Source organism: Enterobacter huaxiensis (assembly GCF_003594935.2).
GTDB classification, from domain to species: domain Bacteria; phylum Pseudomonadota; class Gammaproteobacteria; order Enterobacterales; family Enterobacteriaceae; genus Enterobacter; species Enterobacter huaxiensis.
In genome coordinates, this window is the sequence record NZ_CP043342.1 from 933653 (window position 1) to 958484 (window position 24832).

19 protein-coding genes and 3 tRNA genes are annotated in these 24832 nt (G+C 56.1%); 15 read left to right on the forward strand and 7 right to left on the reverse strand.

What is annotated here, in order from left to right:
* Positions 1–183 precede the first annotated feature (183 nt).
* The 8 genes from D5067_RS04560 (at position 184) to recD (ending at position 13667) form a co-directional block, all read left to right on the forward strand.
* The gene (locus tag D5067_RS04560) at positions 184–648 is read left to right on the forward strand and encodes a prepilin peptidase-dependent protein (RefSeq protein WP_119936083.1); all 465 of its coding nucleotides are present in this window, start codon (positions 184–186) and stop codon (positions 646–648) included.
* Entirely contained in the window at positions 639–1196 is a 558-nt protein-coding gene (locus tag D5067_RS04565) for a prepilin peptidase-dependent protein (RefSeq protein WP_119936082.1), read from the forward strand. Before D5067_RS04560 ends, D5067_RS04565 begins: the two co-directional genes overlap by 10 nt.
* Complete coding sequence (locus D5067_RS04570) at positions 1193–1594, forward strand: DUF2509 family protein (protein WP_119936081.1); 402 nt, start codon at positions 1193–1195, stop codon at positions 1592–1594. The genes D5067_RS04565 and D5067_RS04570 overlap by 4 nt, the downstream gene beginning before the upstream one ends.
* Positions 1579–1902, forward strand: a complete 324-nt coding sequence (locus D5067_RS04575) for a prepilin-type N-terminal cleavage/methylation domain-containing protein (protein ID WP_119936080.1) — start codon at positions 1579–1581, stop codon at positions 1900–1902. Before D5067_RS04570 ends, D5067_RS04575 begins: the two co-directional genes overlap by 16 nt.
* 12 nt (positions 1903–1914) lie before the next feature.
* Positions 1915–5289, forward strand: a complete 3375-nt coding sequence (recC, locus tag D5067_RS04580; RefSeq protein WP_119936079.1) for an exodeoxyribonuclease V subunit gamma — start codon at positions 1915–1917, stop codon at positions 5287–5289.
* A 139-nt stretch (positions 5290–5428) separates the two neighbouring features.
* Positions 5429–8311 (forward strand): pitrilysin, encoded by a 2883-nt coding sequence (gene ptrA, locus D5067_RS04585; protein WP_119936078.1) that lies wholly within the window; start codon positions 5429–5431, stop codon positions 8309–8311.
* Positions 8308–11850 (forward strand): exodeoxyribonuclease V subunit beta, encoded by a 3543-nt coding sequence (recB, locus tag D5067_RS04590; protein WP_119936077.1) that lies wholly within the window; start codon positions 8308–8310, stop codon positions 11848–11850. Before ptrA ends, recB begins: the two co-directional genes overlap by 4 nt.
* Entirely contained in the window at positions 11847–13667 is a 1821-nt protein-coding gene (gene recD / locus D5067_RS04595; protein ID WP_119936076.1) for an exodeoxyribonuclease V subunit alpha, read from the forward strand. Before recB ends, recD begins: the two co-directional genes overlap by 4 nt.
* A 34-nt stretch (positions 13668–13701) precedes the next feature.
* On the opposite strand, the gene argA is transcribed toward recD, so the two are convergent.
* On the reverse strand, positions 13702–15033 hold the full coding sequence (gene argA, locus D5067_RS04600) for an amino-acid N-acetyltransferase (RefSeq protein WP_119936075.1): 1332 nt from the start codon (positions 15031–15033) through the stop codon (positions 13702–13704).
* Between the two features lie 227 nt (positions 15034–15260).
* Here argA and amiC point away from each other — a divergent pair, with 227 nt between their 5' ends.
* Positions 15261–16514 (forward strand): N-acetylmuramoyl-L-alanine amidase AmiC, encoded by a 1254-nt coding sequence (amiC, locus tag D5067_RS04605; protein ID WP_119936074.1) that lies wholly within the window; start codon positions 15261–15263, stop codon positions 16512–16514.
* A 92-nt stretch (positions 16515–16606) separates the two neighbouring features.
* On the opposite strand, the gene D5067_RS04610 is transcribed toward amiC, so the two are convergent.
* From D5067_RS04610 to D5067_RS04620, 3 genes are all read right to left on the reverse strand, one after another.
* Positions 16607–16683: transfer RNA gene (locus D5067_RS04610), tRNA-Met, on the reverse strand.
* Positions 16684–16727: 44 nt separating this feature from the next.
* Positions 16728–16804 (reverse strand) — tRNA-Met (locus tag D5067_RS04615).
* Between the two features lie 44 nt (positions 16805–16848).
* A tRNA-Met gene (locus tag D5067_RS04620) sits at positions 16849–16925 on the reverse strand.
* A 208-nt stretch (positions 16926–17133) separates the two neighbouring features.
* On the opposite strand from D5067_RS04620, the gene mltA reads away from it, so the two are divergent.
* Both mltA and tcdA read left to right on the forward strand, forming a co-directional pair.
* Positions 17134–18231: a murein transglycosylase A gene (gene mltA / locus D5067_RS04625; protein WP_119936072.1), complete on the forward strand. Its 1098-nt coding sequence runs from the start codon at positions 17134–17136 to the stop codon at positions 18229–18231.
* A gap of 75 nt (positions 18232–18306) precedes the next feature.
* A complete protein-coding gene (tcdA, locus tag D5067_RS04630; RefSeq protein ID WP_119936071.1) occupies positions 18307–19119 on the forward strand; it encodes a tRNA cyclic N6-threonylcarbamoyladenosine(37) synthase TcdA in 813 nt (270 codons plus the stop codon).
* Here the strand turns inward: tcdA and csdE are convergent.
* Together csdE and csdA are read right to left on the reverse strand one after the other, a co-directional pair.
* Positions 19104–19550 (reverse strand): cysteine desulfurase sulfur acceptor subunit CsdE, encoded by a 447-nt coding sequence (gene csdE, locus D5067_RS04635; protein ID WP_119936070.1) that lies wholly within the window; start codon positions 19548–19550, stop codon positions 19104–19106. The two genes, tcdA and csdE, sit on opposite strands and share 16 nt — an antisense overlap.
* Complete coding sequence (csdA, locus tag D5067_RS04640; protein ID WP_119936279.1) at positions 19550–20755, reverse strand: cysteine desulfurase CsdA; 1206 nt, start codon at positions 20753–20755, stop codon at positions 19550–19552. The genes csdE and csdA overlap by 1 nt, the downstream gene beginning before the upstream one ends.
* A 192-nt stretch (positions 20756–20947) precedes the next feature.
* Here csdA and D5067_RS04645 point away from each other — a divergent pair, with 192 nt between their 5' ends.
* The 4 genes from D5067_RS04645 to rlmM all read left to right on the forward strand — a co-directional run bounded on the left by D5067_RS04645 (position 20948) and on the right by rlmM (position 23968).
* Entirely contained in the window at positions 20948–21175 is a 228-nt protein-coding gene (locus tag D5067_RS04645; protein WP_119936069.1) for a YgdI/YgdR family lipoprotein, read from the forward strand.
* A 347-nt stretch (positions 21176–21522) separates the two neighbouring features.
* On the forward strand, positions 21523–22440 hold the full coding sequence (gene gcvA, locus D5067_RS04650) for a glycine cleavage system transcriptional regulator GcvA (RefSeq protein WP_119936068.1): 918 nt from the start codon (positions 21523–21525) through the stop codon (positions 22438–22440).
* A gap of 39 nt (positions 22441–22479) precedes the next feature.
* The gene (locus D5067_RS04655; protein ID WP_014071581.1) at positions 22480–22875 is read left to right on the forward strand and encodes a DUF423 domain-containing protein; all 396 of its coding nucleotides are present in this window, start codon (positions 22480–22482) and stop codon (positions 22873–22875) included.
* Positions 22868–23968 (forward strand): 23S rRNA (cytidine(2498)-2'-O)-methyltransferase RlmM, encoded by a 1101-nt coding sequence (gene rlmM, locus D5067_RS04660; protein ID WP_119936067.1) that lies wholly within the window; start codon positions 22868–22870, stop codon positions 23966–23968. The genes D5067_RS04655 and rlmM overlap by 8 nt, the downstream gene beginning before the upstream one ends.
* Positions 23969–24007: 39 nt before the next feature.
* On the opposite strand, the gene xni is transcribed toward rlmM, so the two are convergent.
* Positions 24008–24766, reverse strand: coding sequence for a flap endonuclease Xni (gene xni, locus D5067_RS04665; RefSeq protein WP_119936066.1), 759 nt, complete (start codon positions 24764–24766; stop codon positions 24008–24010).
* Positions 24767–24832 lie beyond the last annotated feature (66 nt).

The window sequence follows — 24832 nt, forward strand, 5'->3', positions numbered from 1 at the left end:
CGGCAAAATACTCACACAACCGGTTCTTTTTAGCGCCGGTTTTTTTTCGCCCTCATTTTATTTTTCGAGCCGTTTTCCAGAAAGAATGCAACGTGCTGCAACGAGAGACATTCTCTGGATAACCGCTCGTAAAGCCCTGAGTTGCGCCTCGCCGCTTCACCGAAATTTCGCCACACTCCCGCCATGAAAAAAGAGAACGGCTTTACGTTAATCGAAACCCTTGTCGCCATCTCGCTGACTGTGATTCTGAGCGCAACGGGTCTCTATGGCTGGGACAGCTGGCAACAGCGGCAGCGGCTCTGGCAGACCGCTAGCCAGGTGCGTGATTTCCTGGTCTTTCTGCGTAACGACGCGAACCGCCACAACCGTGACCACACCCTTGCTCTTCTGCGGGACGGTAAAACAGCGTGTTTAGCGAGTTCTGTCGTTTCGGACTGCGAGAGTGGCAGCCCCTTTGTGATTAAGCCGCTCTGGCCAGAGGTTGTGATTAGCGAGATCACCCCGTCGTTGGGGTTTTATGGATTAAGAGATACCGCATGGGCCGGGCGGATACGGCTGAACAGCCGCGCGGGGGAATGGCTGGTGATGGTCTCAAACGGAGGGCGGATCAGAATGTGCAATACCGCAGGAGAAGGAACATGTCGATGAACCAGCACGGTTTCTCATTGACGGAAGTCCTTATTGCGATGGCGATAAGCAGCATCTTGTTACTCACTACTTCGCGTTTTTTACCCGGCTTGCAACGCGCTGTGTTGTTGCAATCCGGCCAACAGGAGCTTGAAGAGGAGGTCTGGCAGCGCCTGTTCGCCATCGGTAAGCAGCTTCAGAGAGCGGGTTACTGCGCAGGGCAATGCCAGGGGGAAGGTCTGGTCATCGGCCGGAAGGGTCAGTGCGTGATAGCGCAATGGGATGCCAACAGCAACGGAAGCTGGGACAGCTCGGTCACGGAAAACGACCGCGTGGGGTTCCGCCTCGATTCTGGCGCGCTGGAGACGCAGCGGGGTGCGGCCTCCTGTGAAGGGAAGGGCTGGGAAAAACTCACCGATCCGGACAGGCTCGTGATCCAGCAGTTTTTCGTGAGCAAAGAGGTTAAGCCGGGCTTCGCGCCAGAGTTAAGTATCGAATTATCGGCAGTGCGCAAAGGCGAACCCACTCCTTATTCCGCCCGCTATACCGTGACGGGGTTCAATCTGTGAATCGCCAACGGGGAATGTCATCGCTGGCTTTCGTTCTGCTATTGCTGGTGCTCGGTACGTTGAGCCTCACCGGCCTGAATCAGCAGCTGGCGTCGTTCCACTCGCTGGTAAACGGTGAGAGCGTCTCCCTTCGAGAGCAGGCTGCCGTACAGTCCGCGCTGGAGTGGGGGCGCGTTCAGCGCTGGTTGATACAGCCTGAGCAACAGTGCAAACAGATGCAATCATTGCGGGTCTGTTTGCGGGTACTGAGCGAGGGGCGGGCACTGCTGATAGCCGGAGATAATGACCTGAGGCTGTGGCGAGGAGGCGAAATCATGCAAGGACAGGTACAGTTTTCTCCCCACGGCTGGAGTGACTTCTGCCCGCTTAAGGAAAGTGCGTTATGCCGGCTGCCCTGAACAAACAGAAAGGATTTAGCATGGTTGAAGTCCTGCTTGCGATGATGCTCCTGGTGGTGGTGGTGACCGCATTGTCCGGATACCACCGCGCGCTGGCGGCTCGATTTGCGACGCTGAATCAATATCGACAGCTCTGGCACAACGCATGGAGCTTGTCCCAGCTCTCGACATTCGCGCTGCCAGCAGGCTGGCAGGCCAGCCGGGTGCAGACAACGCACGCCAGATGTGTCAGCATCACGGTCACACTTATTTCTCCTCTGGGGCGACGCGGCGAGATGACGCGTCTGCATTGCCCGGTTAGCCAGTAGTCGGGAGCGTCTATGTTAAGGGTCTACCACTCAAATCGTCTGGATGTGCTGGAAGCACTGATGGAATTTATCGTTGAACGCGAGCGTCTCGACGATCCTTTTGAGCCAGAAATGGTGCTGGTGCAGAGCACCGGCATGGCACAGTGGCTGCAGATGTCGCTTTCGAAGAAATTTGGCATTGCGGCAAACATTGAATTCCCTCTGCCCGCGAGCTTTATCTGGGAGATGTTTGTGCGCGTGCTGCCCGACATTCCTGAGCAGAGCGCCTTTAACAAGCAAAGCATGAGCTGGAAGCTGATGGCACTGCTCCCGGATATGTTAACGCGCGATGAGTTCACCATGTTGCGCCACTATCTCAACGACGATAGCGACAAGCGTAAGCTGTTCCAGCTGGCGTCGCGTACCGCCGACCTCTATGACCAGTATCTGGTTTACCGTTCCGAATGGTTAATTCGCTGGGAAGCTGGGGAATTCGTGGACGGGCTACCCGAGGCGCAAATCTGGCAGGCTCCGCTGTGGAAAGCGCTGGTGGAGCATACGGAAAAACTCGGACAGCCTAAATGGCACCGTGCGAACCTGTACGATCGGTTCATCTCGATACTCGAAAATGCGACGGTTCGCCCTGCAAGGCTGCCGTCACGCGTGTTTATCTGCGGTATCTCTGCCCTGCCGCCTGTCTACCTGAAAGCGCTTGAAGCGCTGGGTAAACACGTTGATATTCACATTCTCTTTACCAACCCGTGCCGGCACTACTGGGGCGATATTCAGGATGCGCGTTGGCTTTCGCGGCTGGTTACCCGCCAGAGAAAGCGGCTCTTCGAGGAACGCTCGGTTCCGCTGTTCAAAGACAGTGAAACCGCCGCACAGCTTTTTGATGATGAGGGTATTCAAAACCTGCCGAATCCGCTGCTTGCCTCCTGGGGCAAGCTGGGGCGCGATTACATCCACATGCTCTCCGATATCACCTCCTCAGGCGAGGGTGATGTGGATGCGTTTGTGGATATTACGCCGGATAGCCTGCTGCATAACATCCAGCTGGATATTCTGGAGCTGGAAAATCGCGCCATTGCCGGGGTCACCGCCGAGGAGTTTGCCCGTAGCGATAAGAAGCGAAAACTGGAGCCAGAGGACCGCAGCATCATCATTCACGTTTGCCACAGCCCGCAGCGTGAAGTTGAAATCCTGCATGACCGCTTGCTGGCAATGCTGCAGGACGATCCCACCCTGACGCCGCGGGATATCGTGGTCATGGTGGCGGATATCGACAGCTATAGCCCGTTTATCCAGGCCGTTTTCGGAAGCGCCACGGGCGATCGCTATCTGCCTTACGCTATTTCTGACCGCCGTGCTCGCCAGTCGCATCCGGTACTGCAGGCATTTGTTTCTCTTCTGTCACTGCCGGACAGCCGCTTTGTCTCAGAAGATGTGCTGGCGTTGTTGGATGTCCCCGTGCTGGCAGCACGTTTTGACATCAACGAAGAGGGGCTGCGCTACCTTCGCCAGTGGGTCAATGAATCCGGCGTTCGCTGGGGAATTGATGACGATAACGTCCAGGAATTTGAGCTGCCGCCTACGGGTCAGCACACCTGGCGGTTTGGCCTGACGCGCATGCTGCTCGGCTACGCCATGGAGAGCAGCCAGGGCGAGTGGAATGAAGTATTACCCTATGACGAATCCAGCGGATTAATCGCGGAGCTGGTTGGTCATTTATCCTCGCTGCTGATGCAGCTAAACCACTGGCGGCGAGAATTGATGCAGCCGCGTCCGCTCGAGGCATGGCTGCCGGTGTGCCGTGAAATGCTCAACGACTTCTTCTTGCCGGACAGCGAAACCGAAGCGGCAATGGCGCTTATTGAAAAGCAGTGGCAGGCCATCGTCGATGAGGGCGTCAACTCGCACTACGCTGAGGCGGTTCCTTTAACGCTCCTGCGTGATGAACTAACGCAGCGTCTCGATCAGGAGCGCATCAGCCAGCGCTTCCTTGCCGGGCCGATCAATATTTGCACCCTGATGCCAATGCGCTCTATCCCCTTCAAGGTCGTCTGTCTTCTGGGGATGAATGACGGCGTTTATCCGCGAGCGCTGGCACCGTTAGGTTTTGATCTCATGAGCCCTCAGCCAAAGCGGGGCGACCGTAGCCGTCGCGATGATGACCGTTACCTTTTCCTTGAGGCGCTTATCTCCGCGCAGAATAAACTCTATATCAGCTACATTGGGCGCTCGATCCAGGACAACAGCGAACGGCTCCCCTCGGTACTGGTGCAAGAGCTGGTGGACTATATCGGGCAGAGCCACTATTTGCCGGGCGATGAAGAACGCAATTGCGACGAAAGCGAACGGCGGGTGAAGGCGCACATCACCTGTTGCCATAGCCGTATGCCGTTTGACCCGGTGAACTATGTTGCAAATGAACATCAAAGCTACGCGCGCGAGTGGCTTCCGGCGGCGAAGCAGGAGGGAAGGGCGCACGCCGATTTCATTCAGGAGCTTGACGCGCGGCCAATTGACACCCTGACCTTCGAACAGCTCCAGCGGTTTTGGGCGCATCCGGTACGGGCATTTTTCCAACAGCGGTTACATGTCAACTTCCGCTCTGAAGAGAGCGAAATCCCTGACTCTGAACCCTTTGTCCTTGATGGGCTGGAGCGGTATAAGCTCAATGCTCAACTTTTGAATGCGTTAGTCGATCAGGAAGATGCCGCTAAGCTCTTCCGCCGCTATAAGGCCTCCGGGTTACTACCCTATGGTGCTTTTGGGGAAATCGTCTGGGACGCGCAGTGCCAGGAAATGAAAACCCTGGCTGACCGGGTGATTGAGTGCCGACAGCCCGGCAAAAGCATCGAAATCGATCTTACCTGTAACGGCGTGCAGCTTACGGGCTGGTTGACCCAGGTCCAGCCTGACGGGCTGCTGCGCTGGCGGCCATCAATGCTTAGCGTTTCACACGGTTTGCAACTCTGGCTCGAACATCTTGTCTACAGTGCTTGCGGTAACCAGGGCGAAAGCAGGTTATTTGTGCGTAAGGACGGGGAATGGCGCTTCCCGCCAATGGATACCGAGCAGGCAGCGGCATGGCTGGGGGTGTACATTGAAGGCTATCGTCAGGGAATGAACAAACCCCTGCTGCTCCTCCCCGAAAGTGGGGGGGCATGGATAAAAGCCTGTTACGACGCGCAGAATGATGCCATGTTAACGGATGACGCTTCGCTGCAAAAAGCGCGCGGTAAGTTTTTACAGGCCTATGAAGGAAACATGATGGTGCGCGGCGAAGGAGAGGATGTCTGGTATCAACGTTTATGGCGAACGCTGGAGCCCGAATACTATGACGCTATCACGGAAGAGGCGCAGCGCTACCTGTTACCGTTGTTCAAATTTAATCAGTCCTGAGTGCTGTATAAAAATTGCACAGGTTTGGGTGTTCATTTATGATGCATTTCTTATCACGGACTGATGTACCACTAGAAAGAGATGCTGGCCCGTCCAGCACGCACTTTGTTAATGATGTAGCCGTGATAAAGAGGTCGTAATGCCAGGCAGCACCTTGTTTAAAGCGTTTGTTTTGTTTGTCGCCCTTTGGGCTCCCATCACTCAGGCAGATTCCGGTTGGCAACCCGTTCAGGAAACTATCCGTAAGAGCGAAAAAGATACCCGCCAGTATCAGGCGATCCGCCTTGATAACGGGATGACCGTGCTGTTGGTTTCCGATCCGCAGGCGGTAAAATCCCTTTCGGCGCTGGTTGTGCCCGTCGGCTCGCTGGAAGATCCTGAAGCACACCCAGGGCTGGCGCACTACCTCGAACACATGACGCTGATGGGGTCGAAAAAATACCCACAGCCCGATAGCCTGTCTGAATTCCTGAAAATGCATGGCGGCAGCCATAACGCCAGTACGGCGCCGTACCGTACGGCGTTTTACCTCGAAGTGGAAAACGATGCGCTGGCAGGGGCGGTTGACCGTCTGGCTGATGCTATCGCTGCGCCACTGCTGGACAAAAAGTACGCCGATCGCGAGCGTAATGCCGTCAACGCCGAACTGACCATGGCTCGTACCCGAGACGGTATGCGCATGGCGCAGGTGAGCGCCGAAACCATTAACCCGGCACACCCAGGTTCGCGCTTCTCTGGCGGTAACCTTGAGACGCTGAGCGACAAACCGAATAGCCCGGTGCTCGACGCGCTTCATGCATTTCGTGATAAATACTACTCCGCCAACCTGATGAAAGCGGTCATCTACAGCAGCAAGCCTTTACCTGAGCTCGCCAGCATGGCGGCACAGACTTTTGGTCGGGTGCCGAATAAAAACATCGCGCTGCCGAAGATTGACGTTCCGGTCGTGACTGACGCGCAAAAAGGGATCGTGATCCACTACGTTCCCGCCCTGCCGCGAAAAGTATTGCGCGTGGAGTTTCGTATCGATAACAACACCGCCCAGTTCCGCAGTAAAACCGACGAGCTGGTAACCTATCTTATCGGCAACCGTAGCCCGGGCACGCTGTCTGACTGGCTGCAAAAGCAGGGGCTGGTTGAAGGCATTCGAGCCGACTCCGATCCCGTGGTGAACGGTAACAGCGGCGTGCTGGCCATTTCCGCCACCCTTACGGATAAAGGCCTGGCAAACCGTGACGAAGTGGTTGCAGCAATTTTCAGCTACCTCTCTCTGCTGCGTGATAAAGGCGTTGATAAACGTTACTTTGACGAGCTGGCGCACGTGCTGGATCTCGACTTCCGCTATCCCTCCATTACCCGTGATATGGATTACGTAGAGTGGCTGGCAGATACCATGATCCGCGTACCGGTGGCGCATACCCTGGACGCCGTCAATATTGCCGATCGGTATGATGCAGAGGCGATAAAAGCGCGTCTGGCGATGATGACGCCGCAAAATGCCCGAGTCTGGTATATCAGCCCGAACGAGCCGCATAACAAAACGGCGTATTTCGTTGAAGCGCCTTACCAGGTTGATAAGATCAGTGAGCAGACCTTCGCGGGCTGGCAGAAAAAGGCGGGCGAGATTGCGCTGCAGATGCCGGAGCTGAATCCTTACATTCCGGATGATTTCTCGCTGATTAAAACCGCGAAAGAGTATCCGCATCCGGCGCTGATTGTTGATGAGCCGACGCTGCGCGTGGTGTACGCTCCAAGCCGCTATTTTGCCAGCGAGCCGAAGGCGGACGTCAGCGTAGTGCTGCGCAATCCGAAGGCGATGGACAGTGCAAAAAATCAGGTGATGTTTGCGCTCAACGATTACCTCGCCGGCATCGCGCTGGATCAGCTCAGCAACCAGGCGGCAGTGGGGGGCATTAGCTTTTCAACCAATGCCAACAACGGTTTGATGGTGAATGCGAACGGCTATACCCAGCGTTTACCACAGCTTTTCCAGGCCCTGCTTGAGGGCTATTTCAGCTATACGCCAACGCAAGAGCAGCTTGAGCAGGCCAAGTCGTGGTATGCCCAGATGATGGATTCCGCTGAGAAGGGCAAAGCTTACGATCAGGCCATCATGCCTGCGCAGATGGTATCGCAAATTCCGTACTTCCAGCGTGCAGATCGCCGGGCGCTGCTGCCATCCATCTCGTTAAAAGATGTGCTGGCTTACCGTGATGCGCTGAAAACCAATACTCGCCCGGAATTCCTCGTAGTTGGCAATATGAGCGAGGATCAGGCTAAAACGCTGGCGCAAAATGTGCGAACTCAGCTGGGCTCAAAGGGTGACGAATGGTGTCGTAACCAGGACGTGCTGGTTGAGAAAAAGCAGAATGTCATTTTCGAAAAAGCGGGGAGCAGCACCGATTCCGCGCTGGCCGCCGTCTTTGTACCTACGGGCTATGACGAGTTTACCAGCACAGCGCAAAGCGCCGTGCTCGGACAAATTATTCAGCCGTGGTTCTACAACCAGCTGCGTACAGAAGAGCAGCTTGGCTATGCGGTCTTTGCCTTTTCAATGAACGTGGGCCGTCAGTGGGGGCTGGGCTTCCTGCTGCAAAGCAGCGATAAACAGCCCGCCTACCTCTGGCAGCGCTATAAGGCTTTCTTCCCGCAGGCAGAAGAAAAACTGCGGGCCATGAAGCCGGAAGAGTTTGCCCAGATCCAGCAGGCGGTTATCGCGCAGGTGATGCAGCCACCGCAGACGCTGGGTGAGGAAGCGTCACAGCTGAGCAAAGATTTTGATCGCGGTAATATGAAATTTGATTCACGTGATAAAGTAGTGGCAGAGATAAAACAGCTGACGCCTCAGAAGGTTGCCGATTTCTTCCATCAGGCGGTGGTCAAGCCGCAGGGGATCGCCATTCTTTCACAGGTTTCCGGCAGCCAGAACGGGAAAGCGGAGTATGTGGACCCGAAAGGCTGGACCGTCTGGAAGAGCATCAGCGCGCTGCAGCAATCTATGCCCTGGAGTAAGAAAGAATGACCGATACCGCTGAGTCCCTTGATCCCTTACGTTTACCTCTACGGGGTGAAAGGTTGATTGAAGCCTCAGCGGGAACGGGAAAAACCTTTACCATCGCCGCGCTCTACCTGCGCCTGCTGCTGGGTCTTGGCGGTAACGCGGCTTTCCCACGCCCGCTAAGCGTGGAAGAGCTGCTGGTCGTCACCTTCACCGAAGCGGCCACGGCAGAGCTGCGCGGACGTATTCGCGCAAACATTCATGAACTGCGTATCGCCTGCCTGCGACAAAGCACGGATAACCCTCTCTACGCGAGTCTTCTGGAAGAGATTGCTGATAAGCAGCAGGCTGCACAGTGGCTTCTGCTTGCCGAGCGGCAGATGGACGAAGCTTCGGTGTTCACCATTCACGGTTTTTGTCAGCGCATGCTGAGCCTGAATGCATTTGAATCCGGCATGCTGTTTGAACAGCAGCTAATCGAAGATGAGTCTCTACTGCGCTATCAGGCCTGCGCGGATTTCTGGCGTCGTCATTGCTATCCGCTTCAGCGTGATATTGCCGAAGCGGTTCATGCATTATGGAAAGGCCCGGAAGAGCTTCTGCGCGCTATTGACCGCTATCTTCAGGGTGAAGCGCCGGTGATTAAATCTCCGCCGCCCGCGGACGAAACGCTGGCCTCCCGCCATGAAAAGATCGTCGCGCAAATTGCTGCCTTAAAGCAAAAGTGGAATGCCTCCGTTGGTGAAGTTGAGTCGATCATTGAAAATTCAGGCATAGACAGGCGCAAGTTTAACCGTGGAAACCAGGGGAAGTGGATCGACAAGATTAGCGCCTGGGCGCAGGAAGAGACGCGAGGCTACCAGCTCCCGGATGCGCTGGAGAAATTCTCTCAGCGTTTTTTGGTTGAGCGGACCAAAGCCGATGGCATCGTCCCTGAGCATCCGCTGTTTGTAGCCATTGAAACACTCCTTGCTGAGCCTTTGACGCTCAACGACCTGATGATCACCCGTGCGATGACGGAAATCCGCGAAGCGGTGGCGCGGGAAAAGCGCCGCCGGGGTGAGCTCGGGTTTGACGATATGCTCAGTCGTCTGGACGCCGCGCTGAGCAGCGAAAACGGTGAAGCCCTTGCCGCCGCAATTCGCACCCGTTTTCCGGTGGCGATGATCGATGAATTTCAGGATACCGACCCTCAGCAGTACCGTATTTTCCGCCGCATCTGGCAGCATCAGCCTGATACTGCCCTGCTGCTGATTGGTGACCCAAAACAGGCCATTTACGCCTTCCGCGGCGCTGATATTTTCACCTACATGAAAGCACGAAGCGAGGTGGCGGCGCACTATACGCTGGACACAAACTGGCGTTCGGCTCCTGGTATGGTTGAAAGCGTTAACGCGCTGTTCAGCCGGATGGAGGCGGCCTTCATGTTTAAGGAAATCCCTTTCCTACCCGTACAATTTGCCGCCAGGAATGCCTCACTGCGCTTTGAATATAAAGGCACAGCGCAGCCTGCGATGAATTTCTGGCTGCTCGACGGTGAGGGCTGCGGCGTAGCGGACTATCAAAATGCGATGGCGCAGCACTGTGCCGCGCAAATACGTGACTGGCTAAGCGCGGGTGCGCGCGGAGAGGCCGTTCTGTGGCGGGGCGAACAGGCTCGTCCCGTTAAGGCCTCGGATATTACCGTGCTGGTGCGCAGCCGTCAGGAAGCCGCGTTGATCCGCGACGCGCTGACCTTGCTGAATATTCCTTCCGTGTATCTCTCAAACCGCGATAGCGTGTTTGAAACCCTTGAGGCCCAGGAGATGCTGTGGCTGCTTCAGGCGGTACTGACGCCAGAGCGCGAAAGTACGCTTCGCAGCGCGCTGGCTAGCGCCATGCTGGGGCTGAATGCCCGGGATATCGACGCCCTGAACAACAACGAGGCCGCCTGGGATGCGGTGGTAGAAGAGTTTGTTCACTATCGGGAACGCTGGCTTAAACGCGGCGTGATGGCCATGCTGCGCGAGCTAATGGCCCAGCGCCAGATTGCGGAGAACATGCTCGCCACGGCCGGCGGTGAACGTCGTCTGACCGATATCCTGCACATCAGCGAGCTGCTGCAGGAAGCGGGCACGCAGCTGGAGAGCGAACACGCCCTGGTGCGCTGGCTTTCACAGCAAATCGCCGATCCGAACAGCAACGCCTCCAGCCAGCAGATGCGCCTCGAGAGCGATAAGCATCTGGTGCAAATCGTCACTATTCACAAATCTAAAGGTCTCGAATATCCGCTGGTCTGGCTGCCGTTTATCGCCAATTATCGGGTGCAGGATCAGGCGTTTTACCACGATCGTGACTCCTTTGAAGCGGTACTCGATCTCAGTAACGCAGAGTCCAGCGTGGAGCTCGCTGAGGCCGAACGTTTAGCGGAAGATTTACGCCTGCTCTATGTGGCGTTAACCCGCTCTGTCTGGCACTGTAGCCTGGGAATTGCCCCGCTGTTTCGCCGTCGCGGTGAAAAAGCGGGGGAGACCGATTTCCATTTGAGCGCGCTGGGGCGGCTTATTCAGCTCGGCGAGCCAAAAGATGCGGCGGGGCTGCGCCTGTGCCTCGAATCACTTTGCAATGACCATATTGCCCTGCATATCCCGTCATCGCCCGACAGCAGCCGCTGGCAGATGCCAGAGCAGCGCGAGACCGAGCTGAACGCCCGGCAGATTGTTCGCACCCTTGCTGACGACTGGCGGGTCACCAGCTATTCCGGCCTGCAGCAGCACGGGCAAAGCCTCGCGCAGGACCTGATGCCAAAACTGGACGTAGATGCCGCAGGGGTGGGTGACGTGCAGGACGAACCCGTGCTGACGCCGCATCAATTTCCGCGCGGCGCCTCACCGGGAACCTTTTTGCACAGCCTGTTTGAAGAGCTGGATTTCACCCAGCCTGTTTCAGCGGAGTGGGTGCTGAAGATGTTGCAGAGCGGAGGCTATGACGCGCGGTGGCAGCCGGTTCTAACCGACTGGGTAAGCGCCATTTTGCACGCCCCGCTGACCGAGCAGGGTATCTCCCTGAGCCAGTTAACGGCAAAAGACAAGCAGGTGGAGATGGAGTTTTATCTCCCTATCGCCAGCCCGCTGAAAGCCGACGCGCTGGATGCGCTTATCCGCGAACATGACCCGCTGTCGGCCGGTTGCCCGCCGCTCAATTTCCGCCAGGTTCAGGGAATGCTGAAAGGGTTTATCGACCTGGTCTTCCGTCACGAAGGGCGTTACTACCTGCTGGATTACAAATCGAACTGGCTGGGCGAAAACAGCGAAGCCTATACCCCGCAGGCCATGGCATCCGCTATGCAGATGCATCGCTATGATTTGCAGTACCAATTGTACACCCTGGCGCTGCATCGTTATTTAGGTCATCGCATTGCCGATTATAGTTATGAAGAACACTTTGGCGGCGTCATCTATCTCTTCTTGCGCGGAATTGACCCGGCTGACCCGCGATCCGGTATTTTCAGCACTCGTCCGGAAGTGGCGCTGATTGAAAAGATGGATAGCCTGTTTGCCGCAACCACGGAGGAGGTCGCATGACGATGCAAAAATTATTGCTGGATGCGGTTGAGCAACGTTTGCTGCGCCAGCTGGACGTCCAGTTTGCGATGATGGTGGCAGATGAACAGCCCGCCGTGATGCTTGCCGCCGCAATGCTCAGTAAAGACGCGGGCGAGGGGCACGTCTGTCTGCCGCTTTCGCGCCTTGCGGTTGACGAGACGGCGCACCCCGCTCTGCAATCCTGTTTCGCCCTGCTCGGTGAGACGGTGGACTGGCAGGACGTTTTGCAGCGTTCTCCCGCCGTGAGCTGTGGAGACATTCAGACGCCAGTCATCCTCACAGGCGGCCGTTTATACCTCAACCGGATGTGGCGCAACGAGCTGACGGTCGCGCGCTTTTTCAGCGAGACCAATGTTTCACTGCCGTGTGAGGAAAAGCAGTTCCGGCAAACGCTGGATGCCCTGTTCACGTCAACTGAAGCCAGCGACTGGCAAAAAGTGGCGGCCGCCGTGGCGTTAACGCGGCGGATTTCGGTGATTTCGGGAGGCCCGGGAACGGGGAAAACGACCACCGTGGCAAAGCTGCTCGCCGCGCTGATTCAGCTCTCGGGGGAGCAAAAATGCCGTATCCGCCTGGCGGCACCTACCGGAAAAGCTGCGGCTCGCCTGACGGAATCGCTGGGCGGCGCAATGCAAAAGCTGCCGCTTACCGAGGCTCAGATTGCGTTATTGCCTAATGAGGCCAGCACGCTCCACCGTTTACTCGGTGCGCAGCCGGGTAGCCAGCGTCTGCGCTATCATGCCGGAAACCCGCTGCACCTGGACGTGCTGGTGGTGGATGAAGCGTCGATGATCGATCTGACGATGATGTCACGGTTGATTGATGCCCTGCCTGCGCACGCCCGCGTCATTTTCCTGGGCGATCGCGACCAGCTTGCTTCCGTTGAGGCCGGAGCGGTGCTGGGGGATATTTGTACCTATGCCAGCCAGGGCTACACCGCTGGCCGAGCAGAGGAGTTATCGCGGCTCACGGGATGTCAGCTTGAAGGCAACAGCAGCCCGCTGGCGGGTGCGCTGCGCGACAGCCTGTGCCTGCTGCAGAAAAGCTACCGTTTCGGCAGCGACTCCGGAATTGGTAAACTGGCGGCGGCAGTAAACAGGGGCGATCGTCAGGCCACGCGCGCCGTGTTTGACGGCACCTTTACCGATATTGAGAAAAAATCGCTGCAGACCGGGGAAGAGTATCAGACGATGCTGAACGATGCCCTGCAAGGGTATCAGCACTTCCTGACGTGCGTGAAAGAGCAACGTTCGCCCGAGCAGGCTATTGCGGCGTTTGGCGAGTACCAGCTGCTGTGCGCGTTGAGGGAAGGGCCCTTTGGCGTCAGTGGCCTCAATGACAGGCTGGAACAGCTCCTGGCCCAGAAGCGAAAAATCACCCGTTTACCGCACTCGCGCTGGTATGAGGGGCGGCCGGTGATGATCTCCAGAAACGACAGTGCCCTCGGGCTGTTTAACGGGGATATCGGGATCGCACTCGATCGCGGAAACGGGCTTCGCGTCTGGTTCGTGATGCCGGACGGCAGCGTGAAGTCCGTTCAGCCAAGCCGTCTGCCTGAGCACGAAACGGCCTGGGCGATGACGGTACACAAATCTCAGGGATCAGAATTCAACCATGCCGCGTTGATCCTGCCGACTCAGCTCTCGCCGGTCATTACCCGTGAGCTGATTTACACCGCCATTACCCGCGCGCGCCAGCGCTTGTCGCTGTACACCGATGAACGCGTACTGGTGCAGGCGATTGCCGCCCGTACGGAACGGCGAAGCGGGCTGAGCGCCCTCTTCGAGGCCGGTTAAGGACATGCCCTCGCCGGACGGCGAGGGCTGAGGGTTAGCCCAGATCGGCCATCAGCACCTTGGAACGGCGCTGGTAGTTGTACATCTCTTTCTTACTTTCCGGCAGTGAATCAATATCTACCGGCGTAAAGCCGCGTTCCTGGAACCAGTGGATGCTGCGCGTGGTGAGCACGAACAGCTTGCTCAGGCCGATTTGTCGCGCCTGAGCCGCCACGCGCTCCAGCAGCATTTCACCGCGCGATGAGCTGCGGTAGTCAGGGTGCACGGCCACGCAGGCCATTTCACCAATTTTCTCCTCCGGGAAAGGATAGAGCGCGGCGCAGGCGATGGTCAGGTTATCGCGCTGAATAATGGTGAACTTGTCGATCTCCATCTCCAGCTGTTCGCGGGAGCGACGAACCAGGATGCCCTGCTGCTCCAGCGGGCGAATAAGTTCCAGAATACCGCCGATATCGTTGATGGTGGCGCGACGGATCTGCTCGGCGCTCTCCATCACAATCTGCGTGCCGATACCATCGCGGGAGAACAGCTCCTGCAGCAGGGCACCGTCTTCCTGATAGCTGATCAGGTGGCTACGGCGCACGCCGCTGCGGCAGGCCTTCACCGCGCCGCGCAGAAAGCGCACGGTGCCGGAGTGATAGTCACTTTGCGCTTCCAGCTCTTCCACGCGGGCCTGGGCTTCATTCGGGAAGAGTTCCGGCACAATAACCCCTTCATCATTTACCACGCCCTGTGAGGAGCAAAACCCAATCATTTTTTCCGCCTTCAGCTTGATGGCGAGCTGGGTAGCGATCTCTTCAGACGTCAGGTTAAAGCTTTCCCCCGTCACGGAAACGGCAACCGGTCCCATCAGCACGATGGCACCGCTGTCCAGCTGACGATGAATGGCTTCCTCATCGATGCGACGGATACGGCCGCTGTGGCAATAATCCACGCCATCGTCCACGCCAAGCGGCTGAGCGATGATGAAGTTGCCGCTCACGACATTAATATGCGCCCCCTGCAGCGGCGTGTTGTTCAGGCTCATCGACAGGCGAGCGGTGATATCGAGCTGCAGCAGACCCGCCGCCTGCTTAACCAGCTCAAGGGTTTTCGCATCGGTTACGCGGGTATGTTTATGGTAAATCGGCTCATGGTGGTGCGCGGCAAGGTTGGCATCAATCTGCGGGCGAGCGCCGTACACCACCACCAGGCGGATCCCGAGGCTGTGCAGCAGGCCAATGTCATTGACGATGCTGGAAAAGTTTTCATGCTCAATGGCTTCACCGCCGAGCATGATGACAAACGTTTTTCCCCGATGGGCGTTGATATAGGGAACAGAATGGCGGAATCCCTCGACCAGTTCGGTTCTACGTTCCTTCACCATGACACAACCCTTAATGAATGTTTATTCGTAATTTCTGTATTTTTATTCGATTGTGGCCGAGTGTGCAAGCCTAAATTTTCTGCGACACACAGAAACTAATAAGTAATCTGTGCGTTAGCGTATGATTGTTTACCCTTTTATAGATGACAGTTTATGCGTCATTCGTTAAAGTTTTCGGTCAATTTGGACGTTTTGTACATCTGTTAGATTTCTTGCTCGGGAGAAGCATGTCGGGATCCAATTCAGCAATAAGCCGTCGCCGCTTGTTAAAAGGGGCGGGGGCAATGTGGTTGCTTAGCGTCAGTCAGGTGGGCCTTGCCGCGACAAGTCAGGTGGTGGCGGTGCGCGTCTGGCCATCGTCGACCTATACGCGCGTGACGGTAGAATCCAATCGGGTACTGAAATATAAGCAATTTGCCCTCAGTAACCCTGAGCGTGTTGTCGTGGATATCGAAGGCGTTAACCTGAATTCGGTTCTGAAAGGCATGGCGGCGCAAATCCGCGGCGACGATCCGTTTATCAAATCAGCGCGCGTCGGGCAGTTCGATCCGCAGACCGTGCGCATGGTGTTTGAGCTGAAGCAGAACGTCAAGCCACAGCTCTTCGCGTTAGCGCCTGTTGCGACCTTCAAAGAGCGTCTGGTGATGGATCTCTACCCGGCCAATGCCACGGATATTCAGGATCCGCTGCTGGCGCTTCTGGAGGATTACAATAAAGGCGATTTGCAGCGTCAGGTTCCTCCTGCGCAAAGCGGCCCGCAGCCGGGCAAAGCAGGGCGCGATCGCCCGATTGTGATCATGCTCGATCCGGGCCACGGTGGCGAAGACTCCGGCGCGGTGGGGAAATATCGCACGCGTGAAAAAGACGTAGTGCTGCAAATTGCCCGTCGCCTGAAAGCGTTGATTGATAAAGAAGGCAATATGCGCGCCTATATGACGCGCAATGAAGACGTCTTTATTCCGCTGAAGGTCCGGGTGGCGAAAGCGCAGAAGCAGCGCGCGGATCTGTTCGTGTCGATCCATGCGGATGCGTTTACCAGCCGCCAGCCGAGCGGCTCGTCGGTGTTTGCGCTCTCCACCAAAGGCGCGACCAGTACCGCAGCAAGATTCCTGGCTGACAGCCAGAACGCCTCTGACCTCATTGGTGGCGTGAGTAAAAGCGGCGACCGCTACGTCGACCACACCATGTTCGATATGGTGCAGTCGCTGACCATTAACGACAGCCTGAAGTTTGGTAAAGCGGTGCTGGGCAAGCTGGGCGGCGTTAATAAGCTGCACAAAAACAGCGTTGAACAGGCCGGATTTGCGGTACTCAAGGCACCGGATATCCCGTCAATTCTGGTAGAAACCGCGTTTATCAGTAACGTTGAAGAGGAGCGTAAGCTCAAGACGGCAAAATTCCAGCAGGAAGTTGCGGAGTCGATTCTGGCGGGGATACGGGCGTATTTCTCTGACGGGGCGACGCTGGCGCGACGCGGGTAAATCTTGCAGCCGGGTAAACGCCCGGCAAATTCACAAACGACAGATACAAAAAAACACCCTTTATTTAGGGTGTTTATTGTTTTTAGAAGTATTGGTTGCGGGGGCCGGATTTGAACCGACGACCTTCGGGTTATGAGCCCGACGAGCTACCAGGCTGCTCCACCCCGCGTCCGTCTTTCTACTCATGTAGAAACTTACTTCTTCAAATTTGATTGGTTGCGGGGGCCGGATTTGAACCGACGACCTTCGGGTTATGAGCCCGACGAGCTACCAGGCTGCTCCACCCCGCGTCCGTCTTTCTACAGTCGTAGAAGATACTTCATCAAATTTTAATTGGTTGCGGGGGCCGGATTTGAACCGACGACCTTCGGGTTATGAGCCCGACGAGCTACCAGGCTGCTCCACCCCGCGTCCGTGGATGCGCACTATACTCGGATAGGTTTGTGATGCAACCCCTTTTTCACATTAATCATGATTTTGTATGCAAATTGAACGACATGGCTCTGTTTGGACTATTTTTTGCGCAAAATTTGGCAAAGGGCATGCGATCGCATTTCAATAGCCCTGGCGGTTTGTTATCTTCATCACGCGGATAAAGGCAACTTAAAGACGAGATATAATGAAAGGACGTTGGGCGAAGTATCTAATGACAGGCGCAATGGTGGCTATTCTTGCGGCCTGCTCTTCTAAACCGACCGATCGCGGTCAACAGTATAAAGACGGGAAGTTATCCCAGCCTTTCTCTTTAGTTAACCAGCCTGACGCCGTGGGCGCACCGATCAACGCCGGAGACTTCTCCGAGCAGGTCTATCAGATCCGCAACGCCTCACCGCGCCTGTATGGCTCACAGAACAACATTTATAGCGCCGTACAGGACTGGCTACGTGCGGGCGGCGATACGCGAAATATGCGCCAGTTTGGTATTGATGCCTGGCAGATGGAAGGGGCGGATAACTACGGTAACGTCCAGTTCACGGGCTACTACACGCCGGTTATTCAGGCGCGCCATACCCGTCAGGGTGAATTCCAGTACCCGATTTACCGTATGCCGCCAAAACGTGGCCGCCTGCCGTCGCGCGCAGAGATCTATTCCGGTGCGCTCAGTGACAACTATATTCTGGCCTACAGCAACTCGCTGATGGATAACTTCATCATGGACGTTCAGGGTAGCGGCTACATTGATTTCGGTGACGGTTCGCCACTTAACTTCTTCAGTTACTCCGGTAAAAACGGCCATGCCTACCGCAGTATTGGTAAGGTGCTGATCGACCGCGGTGAAGTGAAGAAAGAAGATATGTCGATGCAGGCGATCCGCGAGTGGGGTGAAAAACACAGCGAAGCCGAAGTGCGAGAGCTGCTGGAGCAAAACCCGTCGTTCGTCTTCTTTAAACCGCAAAACTTTGCGCCGGTGAAAGGGGCAAGTGCGGTACCGCTGATTGGCCGCGCGTCTGTGGCCTCCGATCGTTCTATTATTCCCGCCGGCACCACGCTCCTTGCGGAAGTCCCTGTGCTGGATAACAACGGCAAATTCAGCGGTCAGTACGAGTTGCGCCTGATGGTGGCGCTGGATGTGGGCGGTGCCATCAAAGGCCAGCACTTCGATATTTATCAGGGTATTGGCCCTGACGCAGGCCATCGCGCAGGCTGGTATAACCACTATGGACGCGTCTGGGTGCTGAAAACCGCAGCAACGAGTGGCAACGTATTCAGCGGCTGATTATGGTATTCTGAGCGCAATACGGATTCATATTCAGGGTGAGGAAAACCTCACCCTTTTTACATCTGAGGTTTTATGTCTGTGGTAATCAGCGATGCCTGGAGTCAGCGTTTCGGCGGCACGGCACGTTTATATGGTGAAAATGCCCTGCAGCTGTTTGCTGATGCAAATGTCTGCGTTGTCGGCATTGGCGGCGTGGGTTCCTGGGCGGCGGAAGCGCTGGCGAGAACGGGAATAGGCGCAATCACGCTGATTGATATGGATGACGTCTGCGTCACCAACACCAACCGTCAGATCCACGCCCTGCGCGATAGCGTAGGCCTGGCGAAATCGGAGGTGATGGCGGAGCGCATTCGTCTCATCAATCCGGAGTGCCGCGTGACGGTGATTGATGACTTTGTGACGGCAGATAACGTTGCGGAGTACATGAGCAAAGGCTACAGCTACGTGATTGACGCCATCGACAGCGTTCGTCCCAAAGCGGCCCTGATCGCATACTGCCGTCGCTATAAGGTTCCGTTGGTGACAACCGGCGGTGCGGGCGGTCAGATCGATCCGACGCAGATCCAGGTCGCCGATCTGGCTAAAACCATTCAGGATCCGCTGGCGGCCAAACTGCGCGAGCGGCTGAAAAGCGACTTCAGCGTGGTGAAGAACAGCAAAGGCAAGCTGGGCGTGGACTGTGTGTTTTCGACCGAAGCGCTGGTTTATCCGCAGGCGGACGGTTCAGTGTGTGCCATGAAAAGCACGGCGGAAGGGCCAAAGCGGATGGATTGCGCCTCCGGTTTTGGCGCGGCCACCATGGTGACCGCGACGTTCGGCTTTGTGGCGGTGTCTCATGCCCTGAAGAAGATGATGGCGAAGGCGGAGCGTCAGGCCTGTGCCTGACGCGCTGCGTCGAGTACCGCGTCGCTGAGCGCGATCAGGCCCTGATCGCGCGAGGCGCTCAGCTGCGCACGTAAACCCAGTTCGTCGAATAACGCCAGCGGAGCGCGTGCCAACAGATCGGCGGCGCTTTTGCCTTCCACGGCGGTCAGCAGTACCGCCAGCAGGCCGCGAACGATGCGACCTTCGCTGTCCCCAAAGAAGTGCATCTTGTCACCGGATACGCTAAACCCCAGCCAGACGCGATTTTCGCAGCCCGGGATCTCTTTTGCCTGCGCTTTCAGCTCGTCAGACAGGGCGGGGAGTTGTTTACCCAGCAGGATCAGCTGTCGATATTTATCCTCCCACTGCGTGAGCGGAGCGAAGGTCTGTTTTAAGGTCTCTTCGGTGATTGTGGTGCCGAACGGATGTCCGGCCAGAGCTGAGCGAGTCATTAATCCACCAGTAATTCAAGCGCGCGGTCGACGGCGGCAACCAGCGCGTCGACATCACTTTTTGTATTGTACGGCGCGAAGGACGCACGCAGCGTACCGCTCACGCCAAGGGCCGCCAGCAGCGGCTGTGCACAGTGCTGTCCTGCGCGCAGGGCGATGCCATACCCGGCCAGCAGCGTCACCATATCGCTATGGTGAACGCCCGCGAAATCAAAGGCTAGCAGGCTTGAATCTTGCACGCGGAACGAGCGAAACCCCGGACGCTTTTTGAGTTCTTCTTCTGCCAGGGTTGCCAGCCCCCGGCTCCAGCTTTCAGCCTGAACGACGTCAGTCTCTGCCAGCCATTCCAGCGCCGCGCTGAGGCCGATGACTCCGGCCACGTTCGGCGTCCCGGCTTCCAGGCGATAAGGCACCTCTTGGGTTTTAAAGCCGTCGAAGGTTACCTCGGTTATCATCTTGCCGCCCCCGAGCCACGGCGACATTTTCGCCAGCAGGTCAGGCTTGCCGTACAATGCCCCAATGCCGGTTGGCCCGTAGAGCTTATGTGCTGAGAAGGCGTAGAAATCGATATCCATCGCCTGAACATCCGCCGGGAAATGCACTACCCCCTGCGCGCCATCCACCATTACCACCATGCCGCTGGCGTGGGCGATCTCAATAGCCTGAGCCAGATCCGGGCAGCCGCCGGTGACGTTAGACATCTGCCCCAGGGCCAGAATGCGGCTGCGGGAGGTGATCAGTTCAGGTAAGCGCGCCACGTCCGGCAGAAAATCGGCACCCAGCGGGAGCTTAACGACGCGTGCACCCGTTTGCTCCGCAACCATCAGCCAGGGGACCAGGTTTGCGTGGTGCTCGGCTTCGCTGACGATAATTTCATCTCCCGGCTGCAGCATCGGGCGGGCATAGCATTGAGCCACCATATTGATGGCCTCGGTCGTCCCGCGCGTCCAGACGATATTTTTTCCGCTTTCGGCGTTTATCAACCGTGCAACCTGATCGCGTGCGGCCTCGTAGCGCGCGGTAAGGCGCTGCGCTTCGGCAAACTGGCTGCGATGTACGTTGCCTGCGCTCAGGCTGTAAAACTGGTTTGTTGCCTCGATAACCGCCTGTGGCTTTAACGCCGTGGCGGCGCTGTCAAGGTAGATGCCGGCATCGGCCAGCGCCGGAAACTGTGCGCGAAACTGCGCGGGACTGAAAGCGTTCATGGAATTCCTCATGTCGATAGAGAGATCGTCGCGCAATTTGAACGGCAGGGCAAGGAGGTTGATATCTATCAGATTCGTCTGCATATCCTGGCGACCTCAGAAAAGCAGGTTATGCTAAATAGTGTTAGGCGGATGTTTTAGCCTGTTATAAATCGAGGTTTGAATAGCATTAATTGCTAAAGGAGAATAATCATGAATAAGACAGCTGCAATCATTTCTGCCTGTGCGTTTACTTTTGCCCTGAGCGCCTGTTCTGGTAACAACTACGTGATGCATACAAATGATGGTCGTTCTATCGTTTCGGAAGGGAAACCGACAACCGATAATGATACCGGAATGATTTCATACAAGGATGCTAACGGGAACAAGCAGCAGATCAATCGCACGGACGTGAAAGAGATGAAAGAAATCCAGCGTTAACAGATCGATAAGCAAAAAAAAGCACCGCAAATTGGCGGTGCTACATTAATCACTATGGACAGACAGGGTAAATGTACAGGAAGTGAAAAATTGGTAGCGTTGCTACCGTGGTCTGAATCGCAGACCAATTGCAAACACAACAACACAACATCACAACCGTAAGCCAAAAGCCCTTCAGAACACGCATTCCAAAAAACTTTTCGTTCCGGCTCAGGAAGTGCCGCCACTATAGGTATTTGCTGGTAGTTCCTCAACGGACAAATTATAATGGCTCAGATTAAAAAAACTAATAGGTTAAGCGTTGTTTCCTATATGTTAAATCCCGTTAACATCTAAGCCTGATACCCATGTCGAAGCGATTGCCACCCCTTAATGCATTACGTGTTTTTGATGCAGCAGCACGTCACCTGAGCTTCACCCGCGCAGCCGATGAGCTTTTTGTGACACAGGCCGCAGTAAGTCACCAAATCAAGTCTCTGGAGGATTTCCTGGGCCTTAAGCTGTTCCGTCGGCGCAACCGTTCGTTGCTGCTGACCGAAGAGGGTCAAAGCTATTTTCAGGATATTAAAGAGATTTTTTCCCAGCTTACTGAAGCCACGCGCAAGCTGCAGGCGCGCAGCGCTAAAGGCGCACTGACCGTAAGTTTATTGCCCAGTTTTGCGATTCAGTGGCTGGTGCCGAGACTCACAAGCTTTAACTCAGCTTATCCGGGAATTGACGTCAGAATCCAGGCGGTGGATCGTCAGGAAGACAAGCTGGCAGACGATGTGGATGTCGCCATTTTTTATGGCCGCGGCAACTGGCCGGGCTTGCGCGTCGAGAAATTATACGCAGAATATCTGTTACCGGTCTGTTCGCCTTTATTGCTGACGGGCGAAAAAGCGCTGAAGACTCCCGCCGATTTAGCGAAACATACGCTTTTACATGATGCTTCTCGCCGCGACTGGCAAACTTATACCCGGCAATTAGGTCTGAGTCATATAAACGTGCAGCAGGGACCCATCTTCAGCCACAGTGCGATGGTGTTACAGGCTGCTATTCACGGACAGGGCGTGGCGTTGGCAAATAACGTTATGGCGCAGTCCGAAATTGAGGCAGGCCGTCTGGTTTGCCCATTTAATGATGTTCTGGTCAGCAAGAATGCATTTTATCTGGTTTGTCATGACAGTCAGGCAGAACTGGGTAAAATAGCCGCCTTCAGACAGTGGATACTGTCCAAAGCGGCAAATGAGCAAGAAAAATTCCGCTTCAGGTATGAACAATAACTTTTGTGTGCCGAGCACGCATCACTTTAGGATCGAAACATGACCAGCCGATTCATGCTGATTTTTGCCGCGGTGAGTGGCTTTATTTTTGTCGCACTGGGCGCCTTCGGCGCGCACGTGCTAAGCAAGTCTTTAGGTGTTGTAGAGATGGGCTGGATCCAGACCGGTCTGGAATACCAGGCGTTCCACACCCTGGCAATTTTTGGGCTGGCGGTTGCGATGCAGCGCCGTATCAGCATCTGGTTTTACTGGAGTAGCGTATTTCTGGCGCTGGGTACCGTGCTGTTCAGCGGTAGCCTGTACTGCCTTGCACTCTCGCATTTGCGCCTGTGGGCGTTTGTTACTCCTGTCGGCGGCGTCTGCTTCCTGGCGGGATGGGTATTAATGTTTATCGGAGCTATCCGTCTGAAACGCAAGGGCGTTGTTCATGAATAAGGTTGTTTTATATTGTCGCCCGGGGTTTGAGAAAGAGTGCGCCGCGGAAATTACGGACAAAGCCGCGAAGCGTGAAGTCTTCGGTTTTGCCCGCGTAAAAGAGAACGCGGGCTATGTGATATTCGAATGCTATCAGCCTGAAGATGCAGACAAGCTGGCGCGCGAGCTGCCGTTCAGCTCGCTGATCTTCGCTCGCCAGATGTTTGTGGCCGGTGAGTTGCTAAAAGATCTGCCGCCGGAAGACCGCATCACGCCGATTGTGGGCATGCTGCAGGGCGTGGTGGAGAAGGGCGGCGATCTGCGCGTTGAGGTTGCAGACACCAACGAAAGCAAAGAGCTGATGAAGTTCTGCCGCAAGTTCACCGTACCGCTGCGCGCCGCGCTGCGTGAAGTGGGCGTACTAACGAACTACGAAACGCCGAAGCGTCCGGTGGTGCATATCTTCTTTATTGCTCCGGGCTGCTGTTACACCGGCTACTCCTACACCACAAATAACTCTCCGTTCTTTATGGGCATCCCGCGCTTACGGTTCCCGGCGGATGCGCCAAGCCGTTCAACGCTGAAGCTGGAAGAGGCGTTCCACGTCTTTATTCCGGCGGACGAGTGGGATGAGCGCCTGGCGAACGGCATGTACGCGGTCGACCTTGGCGCGTGCCCGGGCGGTTGGACGTATCAGCTAGTGAAACGCAACATGTGGGTTTCGTCTGTCGATAACGGCCCGATGGCGCAAAGCCTGATGGATACCGGACAGGTCACCTGGCTGCGAGAAGACGGTTTCCGCTACCGCCCAACGCGCAACAACATCTCATGGATGGTGTGCGATATGGTTGAGAAACCAGCGAAAGTGGCTGCATTGATGGCGTCATGGCTGGTGAACGGCTGGTGCCGTGAGACGATCTTTAACCTCAAGCTGCCGATGAAAAAACGCTACGAGGAAGTGTCTCAGAACCTGGCCTACATTCAGGAACAGATGGACGAGCACGGCATTAACGTGGTCATCCAGGCGCGCCAGCTTTATCACGACCGCGAAGAGGTGACGGTACATATTCGTCGCTGGTGGGCGGCAGTGGGCGGGCGTCGCGACGAACGATAGACCCCTCACCCTAACCCTCTCCCCATAGGGGAGAGGGAACTAACTGCGTTCTAACCTTAACTGCTGCAAATTCCCGTCCAGCTGCAAATCAGTCTGTAGCGTCGCCACATCCCGGCAGATAAACGCCATCTCTTTATGCGCCTCCAGCTTTTTGCGCCATTTTTCCGGCACCTCATCCAGCCGGGCGTAAATCCCTTCCAGACTCTGAAAGTCCGTTAACAGCTGTGCGGCACTCTTCGGCCCAATACCTGCCACACCCGAAATTTTTGAACTGCTGATCCCCGCCAGCCCCCAGTAGTCGGGGAGTTGCCCGGGCGCGACGCCGAACTCAGCGGCGATAAAGGGGGCATCAAGCCAGCGTTTTTGAAAGTAGTCGCGAATGCGAATATCCGGGGAGAGCAGCTGGCAGTAGCCCTTATCGGTAGAGACGATGGTCGCCTGGTGACCGGCGCTCGCGACTTTGACGGCCAGCGTTGCCGCCAAATCGTCCGCTTCATTACCGTGCGCACCCCAGCAGGGGACGCCGCGCTGTTCAAAGGCTGCACGCAGGGCGGGCATTTCAGCGTGTAGATCGTCCGGCATCGGCGCGCGGCCGGCCTTGTAGTCGGGTAAACGCTGGTGTCGCCAGCCGGTATTACGCGCTTCGTCGTCAAACACGGCAACGACGTGCGTGGGTTCACTGTGGCGAATAAGCTGCTCCAGCGCGTGCAGGCAGGTGTCCTTACAGGGGGTGCCTTGCACCGCATGGATACGGCGGATTAGGTTGAGCGCATCAACGATAAGCAAATGAACGGCCACAGATAATCTCCCTTCTATCTAATGGATAAAGGGTAACACTGACCGCAGCATGAAACTATGAATGGT